General features: G+C 64.9%; 25 protein-coding genes. 15 read left to right on the top strand and 10 right to left on the bottom strand.

The genetic code is table 11. The features are described from left to right. Window positions 1-7: 7 nt before the first annotated feature. Window positions 8-817, bottom strand: coding sequence for an IclR family transcriptional regulator domain-containing protein (locus tag HV773_RS10390; RefSeq protein WP_175195039.1), 810 nt, complete (start codon window positions 815-817; stop codon window positions 8-10). Window positions 818-917: 100 nt separating this feature from the next. On the opposite strand from HV773_RS10390, the gene HV773_RS10385 reads away from it, so the two are divergent. From HV773_RS10385 to HV773_RS10325, 13 genes are all read left to right on the top strand, one after another. Beyond that, complete coding sequence (locus HV773_RS10385; RefSeq protein WP_175195038.1) at window positions 918-2,498, top strand: alkaline phosphatase family protein; 1,581 nt, start codon at window positions 918-920, stop codon at window positions 2,496-2,498. Window positions 2,499-2,589: 91 nt separating this feature from the next. Further along, a complete protein-coding gene (dctP, locus tag HV773_RS10380) occupies window positions 2,590-3,606 on the top strand; it encodes a TRAP transporter substrate-binding protein DctP (protein ID WP_175195037.1) in 1,017 nt (338 codons plus the stop codon). Continuing rightward, the gene (locus HV773_RS10375; protein WP_175195036.1) at window positions 3,603-4,154 is read left to right on the top strand and encodes a TRAP transporter small permease; all 552 of its coding nucleotides are present in this window, start codon (window positions 3,603-3,605) and stop codon (window positions 4,152-4,154) included. Before dctP ends, HV773_RS10375 begins: the two co-directional genes overlap by 4 nt. Continuing rightward, on the top strand, window positions 4,151-5,443 hold the full coding sequence (locus HV773_RS10370; RefSeq protein ID WP_175195035.1) for a TRAP transporter large permease: 1,293 nt from the start codon (window positions 4,151-4,153) through the stop codon (window positions 5,441-5,443). The genes HV773_RS10375 and HV773_RS10370 overlap by 4 nt, the downstream gene beginning before the upstream one ends. 315 nt (window positions 5,444-5,758) lie before the next feature. Next, window positions 5,759-7,021: an MFS transporter gene (locus HV773_RS10365; protein ID WP_175195034.1), complete on the top strand. Its 1,263-nt coding sequence runs from the start codon at window positions 5,759-5,761 to the stop codon at window positions 7,019-7,021. A gap of 117 nt (window positions 7,022-7,138) precedes the next feature. After that, window positions 7,139-8,068, top strand: coding sequence for a LysR family transcriptional regulator (locus tag HV773_RS10360; protein WP_175195033.1), 930 nt, complete (start codon window positions 7,139-7,141; stop codon window positions 8,066-8,068). Between the two features lie 162 nt (window positions 8,069-8,230). After that, complete coding sequence (locus HV773_RS10355; protein ID WP_175195031.1) at window positions 8,231-8,725, top strand: cupin domain-containing protein; 495 nt, start codon at window positions 8,231-8,233, stop codon at window positions 8,723-8,725. A gap of 40 nt (window positions 8,726-8,765) precedes the next feature. Further along, the gene (locus HV773_RS10350) at window positions 8,766-9,785 is read left to right on the top strand and encodes a hydroxyquinol 1,2-dioxygenase (RefSeq protein WP_175195029.1); all 1,020 of its coding nucleotides are present in this window, start codon (window positions 8,766-8,768) and stop codon (window positions 9,783-9,785) included. A 51-nt stretch (window positions 9,786-9,836) separates the two neighbouring features. Then, a complete protein-coding gene (locus HV773_RS10345) occupies window positions 9,837-11,303 on the top strand; it encodes an aldehyde dehydrogenase family protein (RefSeq protein WP_175195027.1) in 1,467 nt (488 codons plus the stop codon). A 7-nt stretch (window positions 11,304-11,310) separates the two neighbouring features. Next, entirely contained in the window at window positions 11,311-12,378 is a 1,068-nt protein-coding gene (locus tag HV773_RS10340; protein ID WP_175195025.1) for a maleylacetate reductase, read from the top strand. Window positions 12,379-12,428: 50 nt separating this feature from the next. Beyond that, window positions 12,429-13,301 carry an intradiol ring-cleavage dioxygenase gene (locus HV773_RS10335; protein WP_175195023.1) on the top strand — a complete coding sequence of 291 codons (873 nt, stop codon included), beginning with the start codon at window positions 12,429-12,431 and terminating at the stop codon, window positions 13,299-13,301. After that, the gene (locus tag HV773_RS10330) at window positions 13,298-13,618 is read left to right on the top strand and encodes a YciI family protein (RefSeq protein ID WP_175195022.1); all 321 of its coding nucleotides are present in this window, start codon (window positions 13,298-13,300) and stop codon (window positions 13,616-13,618) included. The genes HV773_RS10335 and HV773_RS10330 overlap by 4 nt, the downstream gene beginning before the upstream one ends. A gap of 3 nt (window positions 13,619-13,621) precedes the next feature. Then, window positions 13,622-13,957, top strand: a complete 336-nt coding sequence (locus HV773_RS10325) for a Rieske (2Fe-2S) protein (RefSeq protein WP_175195020.1) — start codon at window positions 13,622-13,624, stop codon at window positions 13,955-13,957. Here the strand turns inward: HV773_RS10325 and HV773_RS10320 are convergent. The 9 genes from HV773_RS10320 to HV773_RS10280 form a co-directional block, all read right to left on the bottom strand. Beyond that, a complete protein-coding gene (locus tag HV773_RS10320; protein WP_175195018.1) occupies window positions 13,864-14,262 on the bottom strand; it encodes a DUF971 domain-containing protein in 399 nt (132 codons plus the stop codon). The genes HV773_RS10325 and HV773_RS10320 overlap by 94 nt on opposite strands. After that, window positions 14,259-15,254 carry a HEAT repeat domain-containing protein gene (locus tag HV773_RS10315; protein ID WP_175195016.1) on the bottom strand — a complete coding sequence of 332 codons (996 nt, stop codon included), beginning with the start codon at window positions 15,252-15,254 and terminating at the stop codon, window positions 14,259-14,261. The genes HV773_RS10320 and HV773_RS10315 overlap by 4 nt, the downstream gene beginning before the upstream one ends. 67 nt (window positions 15,255-15,321) lie before the next feature. Beyond that, window positions 15,322-15,567, bottom strand: a complete 246-nt coding sequence (locus HV773_RS10310) for a 4Fe-4S dicluster domain-containing protein (RefSeq protein WP_175195014.1) — start codon at window positions 15,565-15,567, stop codon at window positions 15,322-15,324. A gap of 47 nt (window positions 15,568-15,614) precedes the next feature. After that, complete coding sequence (locus HV773_RS10305) at window positions 15,615-17,360, bottom strand: fumarate reductase/succinate dehydrogenase flavoprotein subunit (RefSeq protein ID WP_175195012.1); 1,746 nt, start codon at window positions 17,358-17,360, stop codon at window positions 15,615-15,617. A gap of 10 nt (window positions 17,361-17,370) precedes the next feature. Next, the gene (locus tag HV773_RS10300) at window positions 17,371-18,135 is read right to left on the bottom strand and encodes a GntR family transcriptional regulator (RefSeq protein WP_175195010.1); all 765 of its coding nucleotides are present in this window, start codon (window positions 18,133-18,135) and stop codon (window positions 17,371-17,373) included. 120 nt (window positions 18,136-18,255) lie between these two features. Then, window positions 18,256-19,740, bottom strand: coding sequence for a flavin-containing monooxygenase (locus HV773_RS10295; RefSeq protein WP_175195008.1), 1,485 nt, complete (start codon window positions 19,738-19,740; stop codon window positions 18,256-18,258). 24 nt (window positions 19,741-19,764) lie between these two features. Next, complete coding sequence (locus tag HV773_RS10290) at window positions 19,765-21,195, bottom strand: long-chain-fatty-acid--protein ligase (protein WP_175195006.1); 1,431 nt, start codon at window positions 21,193-21,195, stop codon at window positions 19,765-19,767. After that, on the bottom strand, window positions 21,195-22,679 hold the full coding sequence (locus HV773_RS10285; protein ID WP_246282261.1) for an acyl-CoA reductase: 1,485 nt from the start codon (window positions 22,677-22,679) through the stop codon (window positions 21,195-21,197). Before HV773_RS10285 ends, HV773_RS10290 begins: the two co-directional genes overlap by 1 nt. A gap of 40 nt (window positions 22,680-22,719) precedes the next feature. Then, window positions 22,720-24,336 (bottom strand): thiamine pyrophosphate-binding protein, encoded by a 1,617-nt coding sequence (locus tag HV773_RS10280; protein WP_175195004.1) that lies wholly within the window; start codon window positions 24,334-24,336, stop codon window positions 22,720-22,722. A gap of 256 nt (window positions 24,337-24,592) precedes the next feature. On the opposite strand from HV773_RS10280, the gene HV773_RS10275 reads away from it, so the two are divergent. Continuing rightward, window positions 24,593-25,621: a C-terminal binding protein gene (locus HV773_RS10275; RefSeq protein WP_175195002.1), complete on the top strand. Its 1,029-nt coding sequence runs from the start codon at window positions 24,593-24,595 to the stop codon at window positions 25,619-25,621. Window positions 25,622-25,710: 89 nt separating this feature from the next. Continuing rightward, window positions 25,711-26,832 carry a helix-turn-helix transcriptional regulator gene (locus tag HV773_RS10270; RefSeq protein WP_175195000.1) on the top strand — a complete coding sequence of 374 codons (1,122 nt, stop codon included), beginning with the start codon at window positions 25,711-25,713 and terminating at the stop codon, window positions 26,830-26,832. Window positions 26,833-26,884 lie beyond the last annotated feature (52 nt).

Here is a 26,884-nt window from a genome sequence, read left to right as displayed (position 1 = left end):
ATCCGGGCTATTCAACGCTCAAGCGCTCTCCGATCCGCGCGGCTGCGGCACGAAGATCATCCAGATGGCGCGCCGCCATATCCTCGACCTTAAAAAGCCGTTCGAACCAAACGATATTGACGCAGCCGGCAATCGAGCCATCGGGCGCCTCGATCGGCACGGCGAGCGCGGACAGACCGTCGTTGTACTGCGCACGCGACTGGTTATACGAACCGCCAAAGTTGCGTTCACGCGAACCATACCCAAGCCGCCGTGTTTCATTAATCAACTGCCGGACATAACGCCCGTCATGCGCACGCTCATCGCCGGGCCGCTGACCCGCACGCAAGGCTGCGAGCAGCGCCTCGCGCTCCTCATCAGGGCAAAACGCCAGATACGCGCGTCCGACCGCCGAGCGCAGCATGTTGATCTCATATCCGAGCTTGTCGCGGTTGACGAGGAAGTACGAGCGCGTACGGTTCGACTCGCACAGCGCCATCGTCGTGCCGCGCCGCACGGCGAGATCCGATGGCCAGAGAATGCGACTCTGCAACTGATCCAGTTCCGGTGCCGCGCATTCGATCAGGTGGTCCACTCTGTCGATGCGCCGCGCGCGCGCCTGCAGCGTGTAGCTCGGGCGAAACAGCCCGTCGGCCAGCCGCTGCCAGATCAGCCCCTGCCGCTCTAACGTCAGAAGAATGCGTAGCAGCGTGGCCTTCGCAATGCCGGTGTGCAGATGCAGGTCGTGCAGGCTCGCGGCCTGCAACTCTTGCAGGGTCTTGAGCGTGACGAGGCCTCGTTCGAGCGCGTCGATGGTTTTGACTTTCGGCGACCACATGGCCAAATCCTTTGCGTTTCACTGAGTGAAATCTTCTCAGAAATTGCTGGGTCGCGTAAATGGGCTGTTCTACGCTTGCCTCAACTCAAGGAGACAAGCGATGGAGACAGTCAGGAACATCCTGTTCGTCATGTGTGATCAGTTGCGCTGGGACTACCTGTCCTGCTACGGCCACCCGACGCTGCAAACGCCCAATATCGATGCGCTCGCGCAGCGCGGCGTGCGCTTCGAGCGCGCGTACGTGCAAAGCCCGGTTTGCGGGCCGTCGCGCATGTCGTACTACACCGGCCGCTACGTGGCGAGTCATCGCGCGTACTGGAATTTCGTGCCACTGCCCGTTGGCGAACTGACGCTCGGCGACTACCTGCGCACGCGCGGCATGCGTGTCGCGCTGGCGGGCAAGACCCACATGGTCGCCGACAGGCCGGGTATGGAGCGGCTCGGCATGACCCATGAGTCGCCGGGCGCCGTACTGCTGGAAGAGTGCGGCTTCGAGCCGTTCGATCGCGACGATGGCATTCACCCCGGCCTCTTCGGCAAGCGTGTCGAAACGCCGTACTGCGAGTACCTGCGCAGCAAGGGCTACGAAGGCGACAATCCCTGGCATGACTATGCAAATTCCGCCGAGGGACCGAACGGCGAGATTCTGAGCGGCTGGAAGATGCGCCATGCGTCGAAGCCGGCGCGCGTGAGCGAGGAGCACTCGGAAACGCCGTACATGATCGACCGCGCAATGGCGTTCATCCGCGAGCAGGGCGACGCGCCCTGGTGCTTGCACCTGAGTCTGATCAAGCCGCATTGGCCGTACATGGCGCCGGCGCCCTACAACGATATGTATGGCCCCGAGCATGTGAAGCCCGCCGCCCGCACGCTGGACGAGCGCGAGCAGCCGCATCCGGTGGTCGGCGCGTTCATGCACCACGACGAGAGCGTGAGCTTCGCGCGCGACGAGGTGCGGGAGACGGTCATTCCCACCTACATGGGGCTCGTGAAGCAGATCGACGATCACCTCGGCCGCCTGTTCGCGTTCCTGCGCGAAACCGGACGCGACCAGGACACCATGATCGTGTTTACGAGCGACCATGGCGATTACCTGGGCGACCACTGGCTCGGCGAGAAGGAGCTTTTTCACGATGCATCGTCGCGCGTGCCGCTCATCGTCGTCGATCCGCGCCCCGAGGCCGACGCCACGCGCGGAACGGTCGAGCGGCGGCTCGTCGAGGCAATCGATCTGCTGCCCACGTTCCTCGATGCAGCGGGCGTGGAGATTCCCGGTCATATCGTCGAAGGGCGCTCGCTGCAGCCGCTGCTGCATGGCGCAACCGGCGTGACGTGGCGCGATGCCGTTTTTAGCGAGTTCGATTATTCGTTTCGTTCGCGTACGCGCACGCTGCTGGGGCGCAGTCTCGACGGCTGCCGCTGCTTCATGGTGTTCGACGGCCGCTGGAAATACATCCATTACGACGGCTTCGCGCCGCAACTGTTCGATCTCGCGGCAGACCCCGACGAACTGAACGACCTGGGCCGCGATGCGCAACACGCGGGCGTGCGCGCCGAAATGCATGAGCGTCTGTTCGACTGGCTGCGCCACCGCACCTTGCGGCAGACCGCGCCCGCACGCTTCGTCGAGCGCTGGACGGAAGTTTCCGAGAAGGGCGGCATTCTGCTCGGCGACTGGTGACGGCGGAACGTGGCAGGACGTAGCGGGAAGGGGCGCCGCCCCCCACAGCGGTAGAGCAGGCAAATAACTATTCGTACATGCAGGAGACAACATGTATCGCCTCATCGCAGCCCATCTTGTGGCGCTGGCGATGGCGTTGCCAGCCATGGCGCATGCCGCCACGACGCTGGTCGTCAACGCCTTTTTGCCGCCACAGCATATCTTCAACGTCGAGGTCATGAGGCCGTGGGCCGAGGACGTCGAGCGCGTCACGCAGGGGCGCGTGAAGATCGTCTTTCCGCCCACCAGCATCGGTTCGCCGCAACAGCAGTGGGACGTCGTGCGCAAGCGCATCGTGGATGGCGCCTACATTTTCAACGGCCTCATCCAGAACAAGGCAAGTCTCGTGCAGCTCGCGCATCTGCCGCTCGGCTCCTCGTCCGCCGAGGGCATGTCGGTCGCGCTCTGGCGGACCTACGAAAAATACTTCGAGCAGGCCGGCGAGTATCGCGACGTTCATCTGCTCGCGCTCGTGGTGTTTCCGGCAGGTGAAATCTATAGCCTCAAGAAACCCGTCACGTCGCTTCAGGCGATACAGGGCGTGAAATATTGGGCACTGCCAGGTGTTGCTTCGACGCTGATGGATCGGGGCGGCGCGGGCGTGGTCGCCACGCCCGCCGCGAAAATGAGCGAGCTGGTGGCGGGCGGCACGGTGGACGGCTTCGTCGGCATCCCCGAGATGGACGCTGCGCGCTTTAACGTGGTCCGCTATGCGCGCTACGAAACGACGGTGCCGGGCGGCATCACCGCGCCGAGCTTTTCGCTGTTCGTGAACCGGCAGGTGTGGGCGTCGATCTCACCGGCCGACCGCGCGGCCATCACCGCGCTTTCGGGTGAGGCGTTCGCGCGCCGCATGGCCGTGATCGACGCGTCCAACAACCTTGCGCGCCAGGAGGCCGTCGCGAACGGGCTCAAGTTGATCTTGCCGTCACCGGCCTTTGTCGACGCGCTTCGCGCGCTGGCGCAGCCCATGGACACGCAATGGGTCGCCCGCGCGGACCAACTGCACGTTGACGGCGCCGCCGCGCTCGCCTACTACCGCAACGAAGCAAAGCAGGAGGCAAGATGAGCCTCAGTCAACCATTCGATGTCTCGCCTCTGCCCGAAGCGATCGCCCCGGCCGTGCGCGAGAGATTTGCCTCGCGCTGGCTGAGGCGCGTGCTCGGCACAGTCGTCGCGCTCGTGCTGCTCTCGATCATGGGGATCACGTTCTGCGATGTGTTCATGCGGTACTGGTTCTCCGCACCCATTCGCGGCGCATCCGAGATCGTGCGCTTTGCCATGGCGATCCTCATTTTCTCGGCGTTTCCGCTCGTCACGCTGAGCCAGCAGCACATCACGGTGAACCTGCTGCACGGCCGCTTCGGGCGTCTCGGCAGCTGGCTGCAACACCTGTTCGTGCTGCTCGTGAGCCTTACGGCAGTCGGCATCATGACCTGGCAGCTCGCAAGCGATGGCGCCGACCTTGCGCGCAACCGCATCACCACGACCGTGCTGGAATGGCCGCTCGCGCCGCTCAGCTACTACATGAGCGCACTTTCGGGCGTCACGCTGATCGTGCTGCTCGCGCTCATCGCTGACCACTTCGCCGCGCTCGGCCGCAAGGAAACGCCATGACACTCGCACTCTCCGGCTTCGCCGCCGTGCTTCTGTTTGCATTCGTGGGGGTGCCGCTCGGCTTTGCGATGCTCGGCATCGGCGTGGGTGCGTTTGCGCTGATTCGCGGCTGGGAGCCCGCGCTCGCGATGGCCGGCATGACCATCGCCGACCTCGCGGCCAACGAGAATCTCTCCGTGCTGCCGATGTTCATCCTGATGGGCACGTTCATCTACAAGGCCGATCTGGCCGAGGAACTCTACGACGCGGCCAACGCATGGATCGGCCACTTCAAGGGCGGCCTTGCGCACGCTACGGTGCTGGCCTGCGCCGGCTTCGCGTCGATGTCGGGCAGCTCGATCGCCACAGCGGCCACCATGACCAAGGTGGCGATGCCGCCCATGCGCCGCCACCGCTACGCAGACAGCCTCGCGGCGGGCTGCGTGAGTTCGGGCGGCACGCTGGGGGCGTTGATTCCGCCGAGCTTTCCCTTGCTCATTTACGGCGTACTGACCGATCAGGATATCGGCAAGCTGTTTATCGCGGGGATCGGCCCGGGATTGTTGCTGGGCTCGCTGTTTCTGCTCTCGATCTGGTGGACGGTGCGGCGCGATCCCGCCAAAGGCCCGCGCGGCGAGCGGGTGGACTGGCCCACGCGCTTCGCCAAGCTCGGCAAGATCTGGGGCGTGCTCGCGTTGTTCCTGATCGTGGTGGGCGGCCTGTATGGCGGCATTTTCACGGCTACCGAAGCATCGAGCGTGGGCGCGACCGGCGCGCTCGCGTTCGCGGGGCTGCGCCGCAAGCTGAGCTGGGCGCTCTTGTTCGAGTCGCTCGTGGAAGCGGGCAAGACCACCGCGATGATCTTCGCCATCGCCTTCGGCGGCATGGTGTTCGCAAACTTCATCACGCTCTCGGGCCTCACCGCTACGCTGGTTGCCTGGATTCACGCGCTGCATTTGCCGCTGATCGGCGTGATTGCGGTCATCACCTGCATCTACATCGTGCTCGGCTCGCTCATGGAAGCGCTGGCGATGATGCTGCTCACCATTCCGGTGTTCGCGGCGGTGGTGCAGCCGCTTGGTGCGAACATGATCTGGTTCGGGATTTACGTGGCGATGATGATGGAGATCGGCATGATTCATCCGCCCGTGGGCATGAACGTGTTCATGGTGAAGACCATGCTGCCGGAGTTGTCGATTCGCACCATTTTTCGCGGCACCGTGCCGTTCCTCTGCGCGAACATCATCGCGCTCGTGGTGGTCATTCTCGTGCCGGGCGTGGCGCTCGGGCTGGTTAATCTCATGCGCTGAATGCTCACCGCCAGGCGCGCAAGCGCACGTCTACCCGTGATTGTCCTGGGGTGGCCGCGTCGCGCCAATACCTGCTGCACGCTCCACTCACGGCGCCCCGGCCGCCTTGCCTGGCGGCCTGGCGCGCCCGATTGTTTGCGATTCGCGAATGACGTATTCGGACCTTATCCGGTACTGATTACGGGGCGCTTGCGACTATCTTTGCGACGTCGATGCCGATGTCGAAAGCGTCCAGCGTAATGGCGCACGTCGCGTCGGCCACCGTTTTCGAACATGACCGATGGCGCGGCACCCGGCCGGCCCAAGGAGACAGAGATGAAACCGAACACATGGGACACGGCTTACGAGCGCAAGGCCGTGACATTGCTGGCGCTGGGCTTCGGCCTCGTGGGCCTCGACCGCTGGCTGATCGCGCCGCTGTTCCCGTCCATCATGCAGGACTTGAACCTGAACGCCCAGGACGTGGGCAACTGCATCGGCATACTCGGCCTTTCGTGGGGCGTGTTCGCGGTGGTCATGGGCGGCATGTCCGACAAGGTGGGCCGGCGCAAGGTGCTGATTCCGGCGATCATCGCGTTCTCGCTGCTCTCGGGCTTTTCCGGTCTTGCGGGCAGCTTCGTGAGCCTGCTGGCCGTGCGCGCGCTGATGGGCGTGGCCGAGGGCTCGTTCTGCCCGACGAGCTTCGCGGCCACGGCCGATGCCTCGCACCCTAAGCGCCGCGGCTTCAATCTCGGGCTGCAGCAAAGCGGCTTCGCCTTGTTCGGGCTCGCGCTCGCGCCGATTATCGCCACGCAGTTGCTGGGCATGATGAGCTGGCGATGGGTGTTCGCACTCGTCTCGGTGCCGGGGCTGATTCTCGGCCTGCTGATGTACCGGGTGATTCGCGAACCGAAGGCCGTCGCGACGCCTGAAGCCGGCGGGCCCGAGCGTGGCCACTGGCGCGACGTGATCCGCAGCCGCAATATTCCCGTGGCGATGGTGGCGCTCTTTTGCGCGATGACGGGCGTGTTCGTGCTCGGCGCGATGCTGCCGCTCTACCTCATGCAATACCTCAAGCTCGACACGCAGCACATGGGCGTGGTGGCGTCGGCCATCGGCTTTGGCGGTTTCATCGGACAGTTCGGCCTGCCGGGGCTTTCCGATCTACTGGGCCGGCGTCTCGCCAGCGTCATCGGCTTCGTGGGCACGGCGATCATGCTGATCGTGTTTCGCGGCCTCGGCGCGCAGCCGCTGGAACTTTTCGCGGTGCTGTTCGCGGCGTCGTTCTTTACGCTGGGTCTCGTTTCGCTGCTTTCCGGGCCGATCGCCACCGAGGCGGCACCGCTCGGCATGATCTCGACCTCGATCGGTCTCGTTGTGGGCGCGGGTGAAATTTTTGGCGGCGGCGTGGCGCCGGCACTGGCCGGCTTCGTGGCCGCACATTTCGGTATCCAGAACATCTTGTGGCTGCCCATTGGCGCGGTCGTGCTGGGTGTGCTAGTGAGCCTGCTGCTCAAGGAAACGGCGCCGGCCATGCTGCGCCGCCGCGAGGCAGCGGTCTCTGCCGCGCAGATCGCCGTTACCGGGCAGGCCGAGTAATCACAACGGGTCATTCACGTTGTCCTCTCCCGCCACGCCGCCGATGCCGCCGCGGCGCGGCGGAATAGAGTCGGGCCCTATACTTGGATGGCCCGAACCCATAAAGAAGAGAGGAGCATGGACCGATTCCTGAGTATTGAAGCGTTTGTACGCGTGGCGGAAACGAGCAGTTTTGCGGAAGCAGCCCGGCAGATCGGCGTGACCAGTTCGGTGGTGACGAACCGTATCCAGCAACTGGAGAAGTTCGTCAACGCGCCGCTCTTTCATCGCAGCACGCGACATGTGCGCCTCTCCGAAGTCGGGGAGGCGTTTTATCGCGAATGCGCGGAGGTGGTGGGGCGCGTGAACGAGCTGACCGACCAGATGCGCGAGCTGCGCGCCACGCCCACGGGGCGGCTGCGCATCCAGATACTGCCGGGTTTTGCGCTGGGTCATTTCGGTGCGCCGCTTGCCGAGTTCAATCGGCGCTATCCGGGCATTCAGCTCGATGTGATCGTCAACGACCGCGTGGTCGATCCGATCGAAGAAGGCTTCGATGTGGCGTTTCAGATCTTTCCGCCGATTTCCGAGTCGCTGATCGAGCGACGGCTCTTTACGGTGCGGCGGCTCTTTGTTGCCACGCCCGCTTATGTGGCGGAGCATGGCGCACCCCAACATCCGCGTGAATTGCTGCAGCACACCACAGCGCTTTATTCGGGCTATCCGTCGCGCAATCGCTGGACGATGACGCGTGGCGATGAGGTCGTGGAGCTGGAGCTGCCTGGCATGATTCGCTCGAATTCGGTGCATTTGTTGCGCGATTACGCGCTTACGGGCGGCGGCGTGGTGTGCCTGCCTACGCTTGTGGCGAGCGCTGCGCTGCTCGAGGGCGCGCTGGTGCCGATCCTCACCGATTACCACCTTTCTTCGTTGAGCTTTGCGGCCGTGTATCCGTCCACTCAGCGCCAGGCGCTGAAGGTGAAGGCGCTGGTGGAATTCCTGGCGGAGTATCTGGGCCCCGAGCCCGCGTGGGACGTGCCGCTGATCGAGCGCGGCTGGGTGCGTTGACGCCGGGTTCACGTTGCGTCAACGTTTGCTTTGATCGCGATCACCTTTGATTATTTGCGAAACGCGAATGCCATAGTCGCCCGGGCGCCGGTTGTTGTCTGTGCGCAGTGCTCCTAAAGTTGAACGCAACGACACCTTCCAAAACAGGAACAGGAGACAGCCATGACCGATACGTCATTCCACACCGTGTTCGGCTCGCTCGAGCAATACCGCAAAGGCGAGATCGAAATCACGAGCGGCGACGCCCGCCACTATGTTTTCTCGAACGTCTTCGAAGTCGCCGCGCAGTCGGCGCCCTACGAGAAGGTCGTGGTCGGTAAGAACCTCGAATACGTGATCGAGGTGTTGCGCACGGAAGGTCAATCGAGCTGGTTCGCCTGCGCTCACGATGAGTTCGCAATCCTGATGGACGGCGAGGTGCGCATCGACTTCATCAAGCTCGATCACCCGCCGAAGGACGGCACGGGAACGGTCGCAGCAGGCGAGCAACCCGCGGGCCGCAAGATGGGCCATGTGGTGCTGCGCCGTGGCCACCAGGCGCTGCTGCCGGCCGGTTGCGCGTATCGCTTCAGCGCGCAGAAAAGCGGCGTGGCGCTCGTGCAGACCATGGTCGGCGCGCTCTCCGTGCAGAAGTGGGCGGATATCTGCCTGCACTGAACTCGCACACACGAACCGATCATCCCCAGGAGACACAGACATGGCCAGCCTCGAAAACCACGATCACCTCGCAAGCTTCGCCGCCGATACCGTATGCGCGAGCGAACCCGACGCCGTGACCGGCTATTGCCGCTTCAAGCTCGGCGCCTTTGAATTCACGCGCGACGAGTATTTCGTCAAGGTGCTGTGGCCCGCGAAAGGCCAGACCCGCACCCACGCCATTCCCGCCGATGCCTTCCTGCGCGCAATGATGCGCGACGTGGCATGGGGCTTCTTCTACGGTTGGGTGAATTTCGACCACGTGTTCGGCACACGCAACCATTACGGCAAGGTGGACGTGTATGCGGGTTCGTTCAACGGCATCATGAAGGATGCCGGCGTGGACTATACCGAGACCTTCGAAACGCCCACCATCATGGCGACCTTCAAGGCAATCCTGCACGACTGGACCAACGAAGGCTTCGACCCGTTCGCCGCGCCCGAGGAAACCGGCACCGCGTTTGGCCGCAAGCACGGCGATAACGACGCCGCGATCGAGCGCACGCGCATTGCCACGCGCCGCATGCCGGGCCTCGAAGGCGATTCGCCGCTGCGCGACGACCTGCCCGTGAACCGCGCCTTCGCCGACGTGCCCCAGGACAACCCCGAGGTGCACGTGGAACCGGGTTTCGAAGGCGAGCTGCACGCATTCAATCTCTTCAAGTACCTCTCGCGTTCGGACGTCACGTGGAATCCGTCCGTGACTTCGGTGTGCGGCCAGAGCCTGTTCTGCCCGACGACGGAGGAGTACATCCTGCCGGTTTTCCACGGCAACGACCGCGTCGAATGGTTCCTGCAGCTCTCGGACGAAATCGTCTGGGACATCGGCGACAAGAGCACGGGCACGCCGCGCGCTCGCATTACGATGCGCGCCGGCGACATCTGCGCGATGCCCGCCGACATTCGCCACCAAGGCTACTCGACCAAGCGCTCGATGCTGCTCGTGTGGGAGAACGCCACGGCCGACTTGCCCAAGCGCTACGAGCGCGGCGATCTCAAGCCGTATCCGGTCGAGTTCTGAACGAGTTGTGCAGCTATTTAGCATGACAAAGCATCAATCAAGGATTTAATCATGCAAACGCAATTGTTCATCGACGGCCGTTTCGTTGACGCCGTCGAAGGCGGCACCATCGACGTGCTCAATCCGCACGACGGCTCGCTGATCACGAAGATCGCCGCGGCTACCGCTGCCGATGTCGATCTTGCCGTGGCCGCCGCCACGCGCGCGTTCCCGAAGTGGGCGGCGCTGCCCGCCGCCGAGCGTGGCCGCCTGCTGCTGCGCCTCGCCGACGCCATCGAAGCCAACGCCGAAGAGCTCGCGCAACTCGAATCGCTCGACACGGGGCACCCGATTCGCGATTCGCGCGCGCTCGACGTGCCGCGCACGGCGGGCTGCTTTCGCTACTTCGGCGGCATGGCCGACAAACTGCAAGGCTCGGTGATTCCGGTCGAAACGGGCTTTCTCAACTATGTGCAGCGCGCGCCCATTGGCGTGGTCGGTCAGATCGTGCCGTGGAATTTCCCGCTTATGTTCACGAGCTGGAAGATGGGCCCGGCGCTCGCAGCCGGCAACACGGTCGTGCTGAAGCCTTCGGAAATCACGCCGCTCTCCACGCTGCGCATTGTCGAGCTGATGGCGGAAGTGGGCTTCCCCGCGGGCGTGGTCAACATCGTGCCGGGCTATGGCCACACAGCCGGGCAACGGCTTGCGGAGCATCCCGGTGTAGGCAAGATCGCCTTCACGGGATCGACGGCCACGGGGCGGCGCATCGTCGAGGCCTCGCAGGGCAACTTGAAGCGCGTGCAACTCGAACTGGGCGGCAAGGGCGCGAACATCGTGTTCGACGACGCCAATCTCGATGCCGCCATCAATGGCGCTGCCTGGGCGATCTTCCACAATCAGGGGCAAGCCTGTATCGCGGGCTCGCGCCTCGTGCTGCACGAGCGCATTGCCGACGCGTTTCTCGAACGCTTCGTCGACCTCGCTTCGTCGATTCGCGTGGGCAATCCTTTGGATCCCCAAACGGAGATGGGGCCGCTCACGTCGCTGCAGCATCTGGAGCGCGTGAAGGCTTATGTGGAGCTGGCGCGCGAGCAGGGCGGGCGCGTGCTCACGGGCGGCAGCGCACCGCAGGACCCCGCGCTGGCGAATGGCTACTATGTGCGCCCCACGGTGATCGAGGCGAAGACGCCGAAAGATCGCATCGCTCAGGAAGAGGTGTTCGGCCCGTTCGTGACCGTGCTGCGCTTCAAGTCCGACGAAGAGGCGCTGGCCATTGCCAACGGCACCGAATACGGTCTCGGCAGCGGCCTCTGGACGCGCGATCTGTCGCGTGCCCACAGCATCGCGGGCAAGATCGACGCGGGCATGTGCTGGATCAATTGCTACAAGCGCGTGAACCCGGGCAGCCCGTTCGGCGGCGTCGGTCAGTCGGGCTACGGGCGCGAAATGGGCTTTGAGGCGATGCACGACTACACGGAGGCCCGCTCGGTGTGGGTCAACGTGGACGCCCAGGTGCCGCCGCACTTCAAGCGCTGAGGCTCGTATGGATCGCTTCGTCTATCAAGGTTTGCCGTCGCGCGTGGTATTCGGCTGGGGCAATCTCGCGCGGCTGCCCGAGGAAGTGGATCGTCTCGGCGCGCGCCGCGCGCTGATTCTCTCGACACCTGAACAGCGCCCGCTCGCCGAGGAAGTCGCGCGTTTGCTCGGCGATCGTGCCGCGGGCATTCACGCCGAGGCGGTCATGCATGTGCCCGTGGAAGTCGCGCGGGCCGCCTGCGAAAAGGCGGCGGCGCTGGACGCGCAATGCTGCGTGGCCGTGGGCGGTGGTTCGACCATTGGCCTCGGCAAGGCCATTGCGCTTGAATCGTCGCTGCCGATCGTCGCGGTGCCCACCACCTATGCGGGTTCGGAGATGACGCCGATCTACGGCCTCACCGAAGGGCGCCTGAAGAAGACCGGGCGCGATTTTCGCGTGCTGCCGCGCACGGTGATCTACGATCCGTCGCTGACCGTGTCGCTGCCCGCGGGCATTTCGGCGGCCTCGGGCATCAATGCGATGGCGCACGCGGTGGAGGCGCTCTACGCGGAAGATGCCAATCCCGTGATCAGCCTGATGGCCGAAGAGTCGATTCGCGCCTTGGGCGAGTCGCTGCCGGCCGTCGTGCAGCGTCCCGACGATCCGGCGATGCGCGGCCGCGCGCTCTACGGCGCGTGGCTCGCGGGCAGTTGCCTCGGCGCGGTGGGCATGGCGCTGCATCACAAGCTTTGCCACACGCTGGGCGGCACGTTCAATCTGCCGCACGCGCAAACGCATGCGATCATGCTGCCGCATACGGCGCACTATAACCACGCGGCCGCGCCACGGGCGCTCGATCGCGTGGCGCGCGCGCTCGGTGCGGAGCAGGCGGCGCAGGCGGGGCCACGGCTCTATGATTTGAACGCGTCACTGGGCATTGCGACGGCGCTCAAGGACATCGGCATGCCCGAAACGGGCCTCGACGAAGCGGCCGATCTGGCCTGTACTAATGCGTATCCCAATCCTCGCGCGCTGGAGCGCGAGGCGATCCGCGCGTTGCTGCAGCGCGCGTGGGAAGGTGCGGCACCGCAATAGCCGGGCCCGGCTGTGCGAGCGGCGCGCGAGAAAGACGAAAGGAGACAACCATGTCGATGCATGGAAACGAGGCCGAGCAGGCCTTGACGGAACAGGTCGTGGCACGCTTCGCGAATACGTCCGACGCGCGCCTGCGCACGCTGATGCAAAGTCTCGTGCGGCATCTGCACGCTTTCGTGAGCGAAGTGGAACTGACCGAGGCGGAGTGGTTCGCGGCCATCCGCTTTCTCACCGAGACGGGGCAGATGTGCGACGGCGTTGTGCGTCAGGAGTTCATCCTGTTGTCCGACACGCTCGGTGTGTCGATGCTGGTCGACGCGATCAATCACCGCTACGCGACGGGCGCAACCGACACGACCGTGTTCGGCCCGTTCTACATCGAAGGCATGCCCGAGCGCGTTTATGGCGAGAACATGGCGTTCACGCCGGGCGTGCCCGCGATCGTGCACGGCCGCGTGCTGACGACCGAAGGCGCACCCGTGGCGAACGCGCTGCTCGACGTGTGGCAAACCGCTGAGAACGGCATGTACTCGGGGCAGGACACCGAGCAACCGCACGGCAATCTGCGCGGCCGTTATCGCACCGACGCCGAGGGCCGCTACGCGATCCGCACCATCGTGCCCGTGTGCTACCCGATTCCCACCGACGGCCCGGTGGGCCGCATGCTCGAGGCGACAGGGCGGCACCCGTGGCGGCCCGCGCATCTGCACTTCATGATCACGGCGCCCGGCCACAGCACGCTCGTGACGCATCTGTTCAACCGGCACGACCCGTATCTCGACTCGGACGCCGTATTCGGCGTGAAGCCGTCGTTGCAGGTGGACTATTGCGAGCGCGCGGCGGGCGATGCGAACGCACAGCAGTTCGGCTTCGAGGGTGGCTTTCGTGAGGCCTGCTACGACTTCGTGCTGGAACGCGCATGAGACCGTCGACCCGCTACTACGCGGTATTCGCCACCGACAAGCCGGGCATGCGCGAGGTGCGCGATCGCATACGGGCGGTGCATCGCACGTATCTGCGCTCGGCACCGCAGCACGGCGTGTTCGTGAGGCTCGGCGGATCGACCTTCGCGCCGCGATGCGATGGGCACAACGGCACCTTGCTCGTGGTCGAGGCCGAGGGTTACGACGACGTGATGCGCTTCGTGCGCGACGACCCGTATACGTTGGCGGGTGTGTTCGAACGTGTCGAGATCCGGCCGTGGGACTGGAATGTGGGTAATCCTGAGCAGAGGGTTTGAGTGATGAGCGCTCGCTTTCTGTGCTGCGTCGACGACGTGCCGGACGGTGGCGCACGCGTCGTGGACGACTCGCCCGGCGACGGTGCGGTCGTCGTCGTGCGGCGCGGCGCATCCGTGTGGGCGTATGTCAATCGCTGCCCGCATTTCTCGGTGCGACTCGATTTCGAGCCGGGCGAGGTCTGCACGTATCGATCGAAAGTGCTGATGTGCGCCCATCACAGCGCGCTGTTTGCTTTCGAGAACGGTCACTGCATCGAGGGACCGTGCGAAGGTGCTGCGCTGACGCCCGTCGCGGTGCGCGTGGTCGGTGCCGATGTGTGGTCGGGCGTGGCTGGTTGAATGGGGGCCGCGAAGTGTTCGAACCATGCCCACGGGAAAATACCCCGGTCGTGGCCGTCGCTGAAGACGAGTTGCACGCCATAGCCCATCGGGACAATGCCGGTCAGCGTGAGATCTTCATGTGCGGTGTCGCCGGCGCGGTCGCCCATGTTCGCCCCCGTGTTTCCATTCATGCGCTCACGGCGGCAGCCCGCGCAGGGGCATGCGCGGCGCAGACTCGCGAGCGGAAGATGCTGGCGCAGGCCGCCTGACCATACGAGAATGAGCGCGCCCGTTTCGCAACGGACTTCCAGAGGCACGTTCATGGCGCACCGCCTTCGAATCGCCCCGCGAGTTGCTGCAATGCGATCCGCACGGCTTTGCGCACTTCCGGGTCGCGGTCGTCGAGTGCTGCCTGCAATGGCGCGAGGCTCGATGTCGATGGAAGCTCGCCCAGCGCGAGCGCGGCCTCCTTGCGCAGGTTGCTGATTGGATGCACGAGCAACGCGCTCACGGCGGGCGCGGCGTGAGCATCGCCGATGCGCCCCAGCGCGCGCACCGCGCGCAGGCGCACTTGCCAGTAGTCGTCGGCGAGCGCATGGATCAGTGCGTCCCGAGCGGCGGGCAGGCGCAATTTCCCCAGTGTGGTCGCGGCTTCCTCGCGGACTTGCCAGTCGGCATCGGCGAGCGCGTGGAGCAGCGCCTTGCCTGCATGGCCCTCGTTCACGGCGGCGAAGCCGAGCGCGCCCACCGCAGCGCGCCGCACCGCGCCATGCGCGTCGCCGGTAGCGAGCGCCGCGAGCGGCGCCACGGCGCGCCTGTCCTTGAGCCAGCCGAGCACGGCTACCGCTTCGAGACGCACCTCGGCATCGGCATCGGCGAGCGCGGCTTGCGCGGGTTCGAAGGCCGCCGCGTCGCGCAATTCGCGCAGTCCGCGCAACGCCGCGCGCCGCGCGAACGGTTCGGGCCGCGCCGCCCAGCGCCGCAGCACGCGCGCCGAGCCGGGCTCCTTGAGTTCGGCGAGCGCTTGCTGGGCCGCTTCGCGCACGCCCGGGTCGGCGTCCAGCAGCGTGGCGCAGAGCGCTTCCACCACGTCTTCCTGTTCCCACGATGCGAGCACGGACGCGGCTTCGCGGCGAACCTCGGGCGAGGGGTCGTCGCGCAATGCTGCTATCAGTGGCGCAATCAGTGCACTGTCTTCCAGATCGCCGAGATCCAGCACGGCGATGCGGCGCACGGCGGCGTCGGCGGCCGCGAGACGGGTGAGCGCGCCGGCCGCTTCGGGCGGCGCTGCATTCAATTGAATAGAGTCGGTCATAACTTTTTATCGATATGGAATCCGAAATTAATGCGAGAGGTAGAGTCCGAATGTAGTCGCGCCACGGCTAGCGCAGCAGATACGGAATCTCGACTTTCACTGCGCCCGTGGGGCAGTCGCGCTCGCAAGGCATGCAGTACCAGCATTCGTCGAATTGCATATAGGCCTTGCCCTTCGTCATGTCGATGGCCAGCAGGTCCAGCGGGCAGACGTCGACGCATACGGTACAGCCCTTGTCGGCAATGCAGAGCGACTCGTCGATCGTGACCGCTGCGCTGCTGCGCTGGAAGATGTCGTGGGGCGTGTAACTCATGGTGTTTTCCTCGCTGCGTTCGTTCGGGAGTGAGTTCAAAGCGGGGCTCAAAGCGCTTCCGCCGGTTCGGGTGCGCGTTCGCGCTGGATGCGCATGCGGCTGTATGCGCCGAGATCGGCGGCGTCGACTGGCACGACATAAGGCGCGATGGCGCGCTTCTCGCAGGTCATGCGGCCGCTGGCGTCCTTGCGCAGGTCGGTGTGGCAGAACCAGTTGGCGTCGTCGCGCTGCGGATAATCGACACGATGGTGATAGAGCCCCCAGCGGCTTTCGGTGCGAAACAGCGACGCGCGCGCGGCCATTTCCGCGCAATCGCGAATCGCGCGTACTTCCGCTGCACGCATGAGTTCGTGCGGGTTATGGGCCTTGATCGCGCCGATGTCTTCGGCGATTTCGTCGAAGCGCTGCAGGCCGATCTCCATCTTGCGCGTGACCTTGGGCGGCTGAAGATAATCGTTCACCATGCGCCGCAGCTTGTATTCGACCTGCGCGGGCGCGAGGCCGTGTTCGCGTTCGAGCGGTGCGTAAATACGTGCGCGCTCGGCGTCGATCTGCGCGTGATCGAGCGGCGCGTGCTCGCGGTCGGCCACATAGTCGGCGGCGTCGTGCCCGGCGAAGCCGCCATAGGTGAATGCGCCAAGCATGTAGTTGTGCGGCACGGCGGCCATGTCGCCCGCGGCGTAGAGGCCGCGCACCGTGGTTCGCGCGCGTGCGTCCACATACACGCCGGATGCGCTGTGGCCGCTGCAAAAGCCGATTTCGGAAATGTGCATCTCGATCATCTGCGTACGGTAGTCGTTGCCGCGTCCCGCATGGAAGCGTCCCCGGCTCGGGCGCTCGTTGGTGTGCAGGATCTGCTCGATGGTCTGGATGGTTTCCTCGGCCAGGTGGTCGAGCTTCAGGAACACGGGACCGTTGCCGCTTTGCAGTTCCTGGTAGAACTCCCACATCATCTGGCCGCTCCAGTAATCGCATTCGATGAAGCGTTCGCCCTTGCCGTTCGCGGTGAAGCCGCCGAGCGGACCCGTCACGTAGGCGCAGGCGGGGCCGTTATAGTCCTTGATGAGCGGATTGATCTGGAAGCACTCCAGATTGGTGAGCGCCGCGCCCGCGTGGTACGCCATCGCATAGCCGTCGCCCGCGTTGGTGGGATTCTCGTAGGTGCCCATCAGATAGCCCGAGGCGGGCAGGCCCAGGCGTCCGGCCGCGCCGCAGCACAGGATCACGGCCTTCGCGCGCACCACCACGCATTGCGCCGTGCGGCAGTCGAAGCCCATGACGCCGCACGCGGCGCCTTGCGCATCGGTGAGGACGCGCGTGGTCACGATACGGTTGGTGATGCTCACGCGCGCACGCTTGAGCTGGCGGTACAGCACTTTCTTGATGTCGTGGCCTTCGGGCATCGGCAGCACATAAGCGCCCATGTGATGGACCTTCTTTACCGCGTAGTCGCCGTTGCCGTCCTTTTCGAACTTCACGCCCCAGCGGTCGAGTTGTTCGATGGTCGCGAAGCTGTTCTGCGCGTAAGCGTACACGGCCTCCTGATCGACGATGCCATCGTTCGCGATAGTGATTTCGCGCGTGTATTGCTCGGGCGTTGCGTGGCCCGGAATCACGGCGTTGTTCAGGCCGTCCATGCCCATCGAAATCGCGCCGCTGCGCTTGACGTTGGCTTTTTCGAGCAGCAGCACCTTCAGTTCGGGATTGCGCTCCTTCGCCTTGATCGCGGCCATGGGCCCAGCCGTGCCGCCGCCCACTACCACGATGTCGTATTCGAGTATTTCGGTGTTCATTGCAGTTTCCTTACGTAGTTGCGCAGGCAGGGGCTTTTTCGCGGTCGACGCGCAGGCGGTACTGGAACGCATCGCCGCGAAAGTAGAGGTATTCGAAATCGATCGGCGTGCCTTGCACATCGTGTGTGGTGCGCTCGATGCGCAGCACCGGGCTGCCTTCCTGCACGTGCAGCGCGTCGGCGATCTCGTCGTTGGCGAGCATGGCGTCGATCGACACGTCAGCGTGGCCGAGCCGCACGCCGCAGTCGTTTTCGAGGATCAAAAAAATATCGCGAGTGGCAAGGTCTGCGCTCGCGAGGCGCTTGCCGAGCGGCTCCGACACCCAGGTCAGCTCGAGCGAGATGGGCTCGCGATCGAGCAGGCGCACGCGGTGAATTTCGGCTACGCGTGCGCCTTCCGGTAGATCGAGTTTTTGCGCGATGTAGCGACTGGCCTCGACGATGCGTAAGGCCAGCAGCGTATTGACGATCTCATGCCCCATCGACAACATCGCTTGCGCGAAGCCCTGCAACGAGGTCACGTTCTGGAATGCCTTGGGCTTCGAAACGAAGGTGCCCTTGCCATGCACCCGGAAAACCAGCCCCTCGTTGCGCAGATCGCCGAGCGCCTGGCGCACGGTAATTCGGCTTACGCCGAACATGGCGCACAGCGCGTACTCGGAGGGCATCTGGCTGTTCGGGCCGTAGGTGCCGTCGAGAATGCGCGTGCGCAGGGTGTCCTTGATGCGCGCGTGGAGTGGCTGCGGTGCGCTCGCCTGGAGATTCGTTTTGGGCATGATCCACTTGTCATGACAAGATGGATCGCAGTGTAATCAGGCCGTTTGCCGCCACCAACGAAGCATTTCTGCTATCTATTTTCCCAGGCGCCATACGGCACTACAGGGCGCTGTGCGGTGCTATACAGCGCGCGCGGGCGTCCGTTCGAAGGCGGAAAGATCCGGTGCTGCCATGACCTCCCTGAAGCGGGCGTAGTTCCAGGGCCAGCTCGCGGGCACGCCTTCGCCGTCGAGGTACCAACTCTTGCAGCCCGATGCGAAGATCGTGTTCTTCGCGGCCGCAAGGCGCGCGGCCTCATAGGCATCAAGCGAATCCTGCTTCACGGAGATTTCCGTGCAAACGCCGCTGCGCAGCAAGTCGAGCAGTTGCGCAATATAACCCCATTGCTTTTCCGCCACGTCGATCAGCGAGAAGTTGCCAACCGGGCTCGTCGGGCCGTTGAGCATAAAGAAGTTCGGAAACTCGGGGATGGAGATCGCCAGGTAGGCGTGAGGCCTTTTGGCCCACACGTCGTCGAGACGCCTGCCATCGCGCCCGGTGATCTGCATCGGCCGCATGAACCGGTCCGCGTGGAAGCCGGAGGCCAGAACCAGCACGTCGAGTTCATGTTCGACGCCGTCGCGCGTGAGCACGCCTTTGTGGGTGACAGTCTCGATGCCTTCGGTCACCAGTTCCGCGCTCGGGTGCTGGATCGCCTGATAGTAATCCGGCGAGAAGATCAGGCGCTTGCATGCCGCCCGATAGTTGGGGCGCAGCTTCTCGCGCAGCACGGGGTCCTGCACGCTGCGTTCGAGGTTCTCCAGCACGATCGCTTCGATGGTGGCGATTTCGGGGGAAGTCGCATCGGCCACGGCGGTGGTGAAGCGCTCGACGTTGGCGAGATAGGTTTCGTCGTTTTGCATGCGTTTGAGCAGCGCGGGATCGTCGCGAAACGCCTGCTTCTGCTCTTCGGTGAACGATGGATTCTCCACCGGCATGATCCATTGAGCGGTGCGCTGGAAGTGCTTGAGTTTCCCGGCGCGGCTTGCGAGTGCCGACACCAGTTGCACGCCGGTCGACCCATTGCCGACGATGCCGATGCGCTTGCCGTCCAGCGCGACCGAGTGGTCCCACCGCGCGCTGTGAAGCAACTCTCCGCCAAAGCTCTTCAAGCCAGGAATGTCGGGCGTGCGCGGGTGATGCAGCACGCCGGTGGCCGCGATCACCACGTCGGCCTCGTCACGCAGGCCACTGGCCGTTTCCAGATGCCAGCGTCCGCCGACGAACGCGCAGCGGGTCACTTCCTGACCGAAGCGAATTAGTTCGCTCACCTGATATTTTCTGGTCGTGCGTTCGAAGTATTCCTGGACCTCGGCGCCCGGCGGCAGCTGGCGGGTCCACTCGGCGTTCGGCTCGAAAGAGTAGGTGTAGGCGTGAGAGGGGACATCGCAGGTCAAGCCCGGATAGGTGTTTTCGCGCCACGTGCCGCCCACGCGAGTCGCTTTCTCGTAGATCGTGACATCGCGGTAGCCGGATTCGAGCAGCTTGATGCCGCTCAGGATGCCCGACATGCCCGCGCCGAGTACAACGACGCGCAGGTCGCGATTGGAGTTGTGTTGCTTCATGGCGTGATTCGTCCTTGTGCAAAGTTATTCGAATGAGTTTTGCGTCGTCGAGAGCAGGAACTCGACGGCGCGGTCGTGTGCTTCGGGGGCGCCGGCGCAATTGATCTTGTCAGTGCCGCCCTGTTGCTCGCTGTAGCGGCGCACAGTGGCTTCGATCCAGGGACCGTGACGCCCGCACTCGCACGGTTCGTCCCAGCCGCCGATCGTGACTTCATCGCCGCTGACGAGCCCGCCCCAGTAGGTGTCCGGGAGCAAGTCGAGGTAAGCAAAGCGGCCCGTCTGGCGGCCTTCGCGCGGTAGCGCCTTGCCGGTTTCCGGGTCCAGAACGAAGGGGACGAGCACCGGCGGCACGTGATAGTGACCGTGTTCGCAGCGCGGGCAACTGACCATGAGTTCGCTCATGCTGTAGAACTCGAATACGCGCTCGAAGCCGAGGAACGTGAAGATCCGTTCGCGGTAGTCGTCGGGAAGCGCGCGCCCCTTGTTGCCGCCGCCGCTCATCAGCACGCTGCCCGTGCCGAAGGCGCCGCGCACGCCGGTTGCAAGCGCCTCCTCGGCCCATTCAAAGAGAATCGGCCAGACGGCGAACAGGCAGATGTCATGGCCGCCGTATCGCTGGATCGCCGTGTCGAGAAACGGCTTCATGCGCTGCGGCCGTGCCTGTTCGCGCGCGGCGAATTCTTCGCGCCGCGCCAGCAGCGCAGGCGAGAGTTCCAGCCGGCCTTGCTCGCCGCGCGCTTCCGCGGCGCGCAAACGCCCTGCCAGCGAAGCGATATCGGCGCTGAAGTATTCGTTCGGATAGAGGAACAGCGCGTTGTCGTCGCCGCCGGCCCAGCGCTCGACCATCTGTCCGACGCCGCGATAGGTCGCGCCTGCTCCGTGCCGATAGCCTGGCTGGATCATCGGCATGCGCGCGCCGTACAGGTCGGGACCGGAGTCCGGGCCGTTCCAGTCGCGCACGCAATGCGTGGTCAGGCGGTTCGCCTCGATCCATTGCGACGCCGTGCGCGGCACGAACGACAGCTTGCCGCTCGTCCCGAACGTGTGCAGCACGCGCAGGTCCGTGCTCTCGTCGAGTCGCTTGATCCAGGCGTCGATAGAGTCGATGCCGGCATGATCGATGCGGCTCAGGTCGCACGCGGTGAGTCCGCTCAGCCAGCGCGTCAAGCGTTCGAACTGGCCGCGCTCGATGATCGAGAACGGATACGACTTGTAGACCGTATGCGGAAACAGCAACGGCACCACGTCGTCGAGCGATGCGATGCGCTCCACCTCCTGTTCTTCAGCGAGCTTGCGCAACACGGGAATGCGCTCGCGCAGCGCTTCGAACCGCTGTTGCGCGCCCCTGAGGTGAATAGCGTCGAGTTGCGCGCGCGTGAGCCGGAATCCGTCGTCATAGCGTGCGTCGAGATACGACTTCGGGTCGTGCATCAGGTCTTCGGCAAGTGCTTCCATCAGGACTCCTTTAAAGAATGGGTGCCAGTGGCAAGCTGCTCGAGCATCGTGGCGTCGCTAGTCTGCTCGACGATCCACTTGCACATGCGCCGCACCGGTTCGATACCGTCCTGCGGCGTGGCTGCATCCTCGAAGATGGCAGCCGCGCCGAGCGAGACGAGCCGCTGCGCACCCTGAAATGCGAGACGGTCACGCAAGCGCACTTTCAACGCTTCAGGGTAGATGCCGATTGTCTGCGTGTACGCGTTGACCGAGCGCACGGCCACATCCACGTCGTCGATCGGTACGAGGTTCGCGACCCGGCAGGCGAGGGCGCGCGCGAAGTCGACGGGCGCGTCAGTGCGCGAGACGATGATCGCGCCTTCGTTGCGGCGCCCGCCGAACACCCTATATTCATCACTGGCAAAGCGCAGGCCGTCGATCTCGTCCTTGAGCGCGGTGTCGAACGCCTTGTGCGGTGTGCTCAGGTGCGGCGGCAACTGCTGAAGCGCTTCGAACGTCAGGCGTCCGAACTGCTCGATGCGCTCGAGCCCGGCGTCGTCCGTGCCGGAGGCCACGTACACCACGCGGGCGTTCACGCAGCCCTCCTGGTTCATTGCGCCGATATCGACGGCCAGGCGCTTCGCGACGTGCCGAAGCGTTTCATCGCTGGCGAACGCTTCCGCACCAATGAGCGTTGCGCTGTGCTTGGGATCGAGTGTGATTAAATCGAGCCCGGGCTGGAGGTAGCCGGAGATGTGCTTGATACTTGCGAAGCCGCCCCATGCGACGATTTTCTCCACCGCGCGCGGATCGTAGATTTCCCGCTCCACACGCGCATCGCCGCCTTTCCAGTAGACGACGCTCAGATGGCGCGTGAGGGGGTGGTCGGGTTCCATATCGATCATCGTCTGCGCAATCGCAGTGGCCGTGAGCGGATCGTTCGATGGCGTCTTGATGATGGCGTCCGAGCGCGTGAATGCATTGCGAATCACCGTGCCTACCCCGACCATCGGCACGTTGCCGGCAATCACGTGGACGCAGCGCGCGCCGAATGCGCGGATGCGCGTGGGCTCGCCCGTATGCACGGTGGACGGTTGCGGTACCCAACCTTCGAGGTAGTCGATACCCACGAGACGGTCGGCGGTTTCGCGCACCACGGCGGGCAGGAACGATGCAGGAATCGCCTCGTAGAAGTGGCGCAGTATCGACTCCGAGAGGCCGGAGGTGCGTCGCGACAATTCATAGGCGGCCTGCAGGTGTGCGTTGCGGTGGATGTCCAGACGCTCACCCAGGCGCGCGAGGTAAGCGACGATGTCCTCGAAGCGCAGCGCATGGAGATCGGCCATCTGCGAGGGATTGCGTAGCAGCAGGTCGGAGAGGTGCGGTATGAGGTCGGGCACGGCGAAGCGCACGCCGTCGAGGCGTGCGCCGAATTCCAGCGCGCAGTCGTCCAGCACCTGGCCGCGAATGACGATCGGCACGCGAAATGGGGATTGCATCATCGGTGATCTCTTCAAGAATGGCTGGCTCTTTTCGCTCACGTCAGCCGAATAGGCGGATGGGTTCGAGGCTCGCCAGATCGACCTCGATCAGATACGGTCCGTCAACAGCCAGCGCGGATTCCAGTGCGTGCGCAAACGCATCGGCCGAGCGGACTAGCGTGCCGGGCATGCCCATGGCGGCAGCCAGCGCGACGAAGTCCGGCGTGTGCAGATCGACCGCGTACGGGCGTCCCGTGGTCACGCGCTGCAGGCCCTTCAGCACCCCGTAGCCGCTGTCGTTGAAGACGCATAGCACGAGGAGCGCACGCGTTTGCACGGCGGTGGCGATCTCCGCGAGATTGAGCATCACGCCGCCGTCGCCGTGAATGACCAGCGTCTTCTTGCCGGTGCCGAGCGCGGCTCCGATCCCGATCGGCAACGCCGGACCAATCGCGAGCCCCGTGCTGTAGTGGCCGATGCGCGGGGCGCGGATGGAAAGCAGGTAGTTGCCCCAGGTGTTGGCGGTGATGGTGGCGTCGCCGACCACCGGGCTGTCGGCGGGGAGGAGGGCCTCGATCGCCTCGACGATGCGCTGATGATCGGGCCCGATCATCCGGTTCACTGTCTGTTTCAGCGTATGGCGGACCTCTCGGGCGAGCGCGGCGAACCCGCTGTCGATGTCGATGGGCGCCACGCGGGAGAGCAAGCCTTCGACGGCGAGCCGCGCATCGGCCACCACGGAGAGCGCTGCCGGATAGTTGCGGCCGATCACGCTCGAATCGGCGTCGATGTGGGCCAGGTTCTTCGGCATCGGCTGCTGCCAGTACTGGCTCGCGAGCGCCTGGAAGCGCGTGCCGATCGCGAGCACCAGATCCGCTTGCGCGAGCAGCTCGTTGAAGGCCGGCAGATGGGTCTGGCAGCCGACATAGAGCGGATGACCGGCCGGCAGCACGCCGCGCCCGTTGACGCTGCTTACGACGGGCGCACCGAGGCGCTCGGCCAGCTCGCGCACGGCGCTGGCGGCGTTCGCGCTCACGCAGCCGCCACCGACCCAGAGCAAGGGCTTGCGGCTTTGGCCCAGGCGTTGCGCCACAGCGTCGAGCATCGCGTCGTCGGCGGGCAGCGGCGCGGGGCTCGCATATTCGGACGTTTCATCAGGCAGCGTTGCCAGCAGAAGGTCGGTGGGAATCTCCACCGCACCCGGTTGCGGGCGTCCCGTGGCGATGTCGGCCATCACGCGATGGATCGTCGCGGCGATGTCGCGCGCATGCAGCACGCGCTCGCTGCGCCGTGTGACCGTGCGCAGCATCGCGAGTTGCTGATCGGCGTCGTGGATAAAGCCCTTGCCCCGGCCCAGATAGCGCGTATCGACCTGAGTCGTGAGCAGCAGCACCGGCGACGACGCGAAGCCGGCCTCGTACAGGCCGTTGACGGCATTGACCGTGCCGGGCCCCGTGCTGACGATGGCGACGCCGAGCTTGCCGGTCGCCCGTGCATAGCCATCGGCCGCATGCACGGCCCCTTGCTCGTGGCGCGTGCCGATCACACGAATGTCGCCGTGCCGGCACAACGCATCGTAGAGGCCGAGGTTGTGCTGGCTGGGGATGCCGAAAACGCAGGATACGTTCGCGGCCTTCAGTGCGTGGTAGACGGCATCGCCGCCGGTCATCGTCGACATGGAATCGTCCTTTGCGGTGAGCGGTCCGGAATTCGAGGTGACCCACGATGCCAGCGCGCGGCGAGACGCACATCGGACAAATGAACTAGGCGCGAACCCGCAGCCGCGCCTGGCCCGCTGATTAGTGCGCTATTTAGTGCGCTATTTAGTGCATTTGGCGGATGCACGACGCCATGACGTCCGACGATGATGGACCGATCAACCGCCAGACCAGGCAATCAGCCAACCAGCCGAGAGAGACAGGAGCGCGCCGCCCATGCTGAAGATCGTCCAGACACTTGCAATGGATGGCGTCCGCGAGACGCCTGCGGATTACCTCCCCGCGTTCGCGGCGCGGGAGATGACGCCCGATTTTCGGGTCATGCACTGCACCGGAGAGGACGAGTTGATTGCTGCCTGTGCCGATGCGGACATCGTGTTCGGGCAATGCAGCGTTCAACGTTTCAGCCGGCGGGTGCTCTCGGCCCTGCGGGCGTGCCGGATGATCGTGAGCATGGGCATCGGCTTCGAGAATCTCGACCGCGATGCGGCCAGCGAAGCCGGCATCCTCGTGGCCAACGTGCCGGACTTTTGCCTGGAGGAGGTCGCCGACCACACGCTCGCGCTGATCCTTGCCTGCACGCGGCGGATCGTGGCCTTGCATGGCGCGGCGCGCGAAGGGGGCGGCAGCGACGCCATCCGGCGGCTGCGCCAGCATCATTGGCCGCGCATGAGCCGGCTGAGCGGACGTACGCTCGGGCTTGTCGGGTTCGGCGCCATTGCGCGAGCAGTGGTCCCGCGCGCGGCGGGCTTTGGCCTGAATGTCATCGCCAGCGACCCGTATGTCGATGCGGGCACGATGGCGCTTGCCGGCGTTCGTGCGGTTTCACAGGACGCGTTACTGGCCAATGCCGACATCGTCTCGCTGCATGTGCCGCTGAACGACGGCAACCGGCACCTGCTGGGGGAGGCGGCTTTCGCGCGGATGAAGCCGGGGGCCATCGTCATCAATACGGGGCGGGGCGGGTTGATCGACCATGCGGCGCTCAGCATCGCTTTGCGCGATGGCACGTTGGCGGCGGCGGGGCTCGACGTGACCGAGCCGGAGCCGCTGCCGCCCGCGCACGATTTGTGGGGCCTGGATCAAGTGGTGATCACGCCGCATTCCGCGGGGATCTCGCCACAAGCCATGAACGCGTTGGTGCAACGCCCCTGGCAGGAGACCCTGCGCTTGCTCGATGGCGAATGGCCGGCCGGATGGATCAATCCGGAGGCCAAAGCGGCGTACCAGGCGAGGTGGCGTTGAACGGACGACTGCGTTTGCGGGCGGTTCGCGATGATCGTGCCGCGGGCGATATCATCGAGCATCGTTGATCGTCGGCACGCTTTCCGCCTATGGCACACAACCTCATCGGCCTGATAGACGCCCTGTTCGCCAGTACGCTGGACACCCCGCCGTGGACTGCGTTTCTCGAGGCGATGGGGCGCTCCATGCCGTGCCGTCATCCCACGCTGGTGTTGCGCAAGCCGCGTTCCGGCGATCCGGGCGTCGTGATCTCGGCCGATGCGCATACCGATGCGATCGTCGCGTTGCAGGAGCGCGTGTTCCGCGATTCGCCGTTTCTGGAGTTGCCGCAAGGCCAGGTGTGCATCCTCAGTCAGATGATGAGCGAGGCCGAGCTGGCACAGCGCTTCCCGGTCTATCACGCGTATCTCCGCGAGTATGGCGACGTCATCGACCTGATCGGGCTCGATCTGGCGGAGCCTGCTACGGGAATGATCTTTCGCCTGCGTGGCGCGCGCCTGCGAGGCGAGGCCGGTTTCGGGGAGGCTGAACGCAAGTTTCTGGAAGCGCTGGCGCCGCGCCTGCAAACCGCGTTCGCGATCTATGCGCGCCTCGCACATCAGCAATACCGGCTGCGCGTGCTCGACGATACGGCGGAACAGTTGACCGTGGGGTGTCTCGTGTTGAACGAAGACGGCCGTGTGCTGCTGAAAAACGCGGTGGCGGACCGATGGCTCGAGCAGCAGGATGGCTTTGCGCTGCGGGAAGGGACGCTGTATTGCACCGATTCGCGCAGCGAACGGGCGATGCGCGACGCGCTCGCCAGGGTGGTGGCCGCAGAGGCTGGAGGGCCGGACGACGCGCAGGTGTTTCGCGCGACGCGTGGCGGTGGTGCTCAGTCGTGGAGCGTGCTGTGCCGGCCGCACGGGGTGCGTGCAGGCCTCGCCGAAAAGACGACGGCAGCCGTACTGATGCTGATACGCGATGCGAACCAGCAACCCGAAATTTCGGTAGGCGTGCTGATCGAATTGTTTCGCTTGACAAGGGCGGAAGCCGTGCTCGCGACGCGCCTGGTGCAGGGTGAAAGCGTCAAGGAGGCGGCGGCTTCGCTGGGGATTTCTCACTACACGGCGCGTGCGCAGCTTGCGGCCATCTTCGGCAAGACGGGCACGCATCGGCAGCCGCAATTAGTCAGTCACATTCTGCACACGGTGCACAATCTGTGGCCGTGAGGCCACGCGCCAGATGCGCGATGCGGCCGGGGGCGCGTGTCTTGCGCGCCCC

It is taken from the genome of Paraburkholderia caffeinitolerans (assembly GCF_902859945.1).
Taxonomy (GTDB): Bacteria; Pseudomonadota; Gammaproteobacteria; order Burkholderiales; family Burkholderiaceae; genus Paraburkholderia; species Paraburkholderia caffeinitolerans.
Note: the sequence above shows the minus strand (reverse complement) of the source record. Positions and strands in the feature narration are given on the sequence as shown.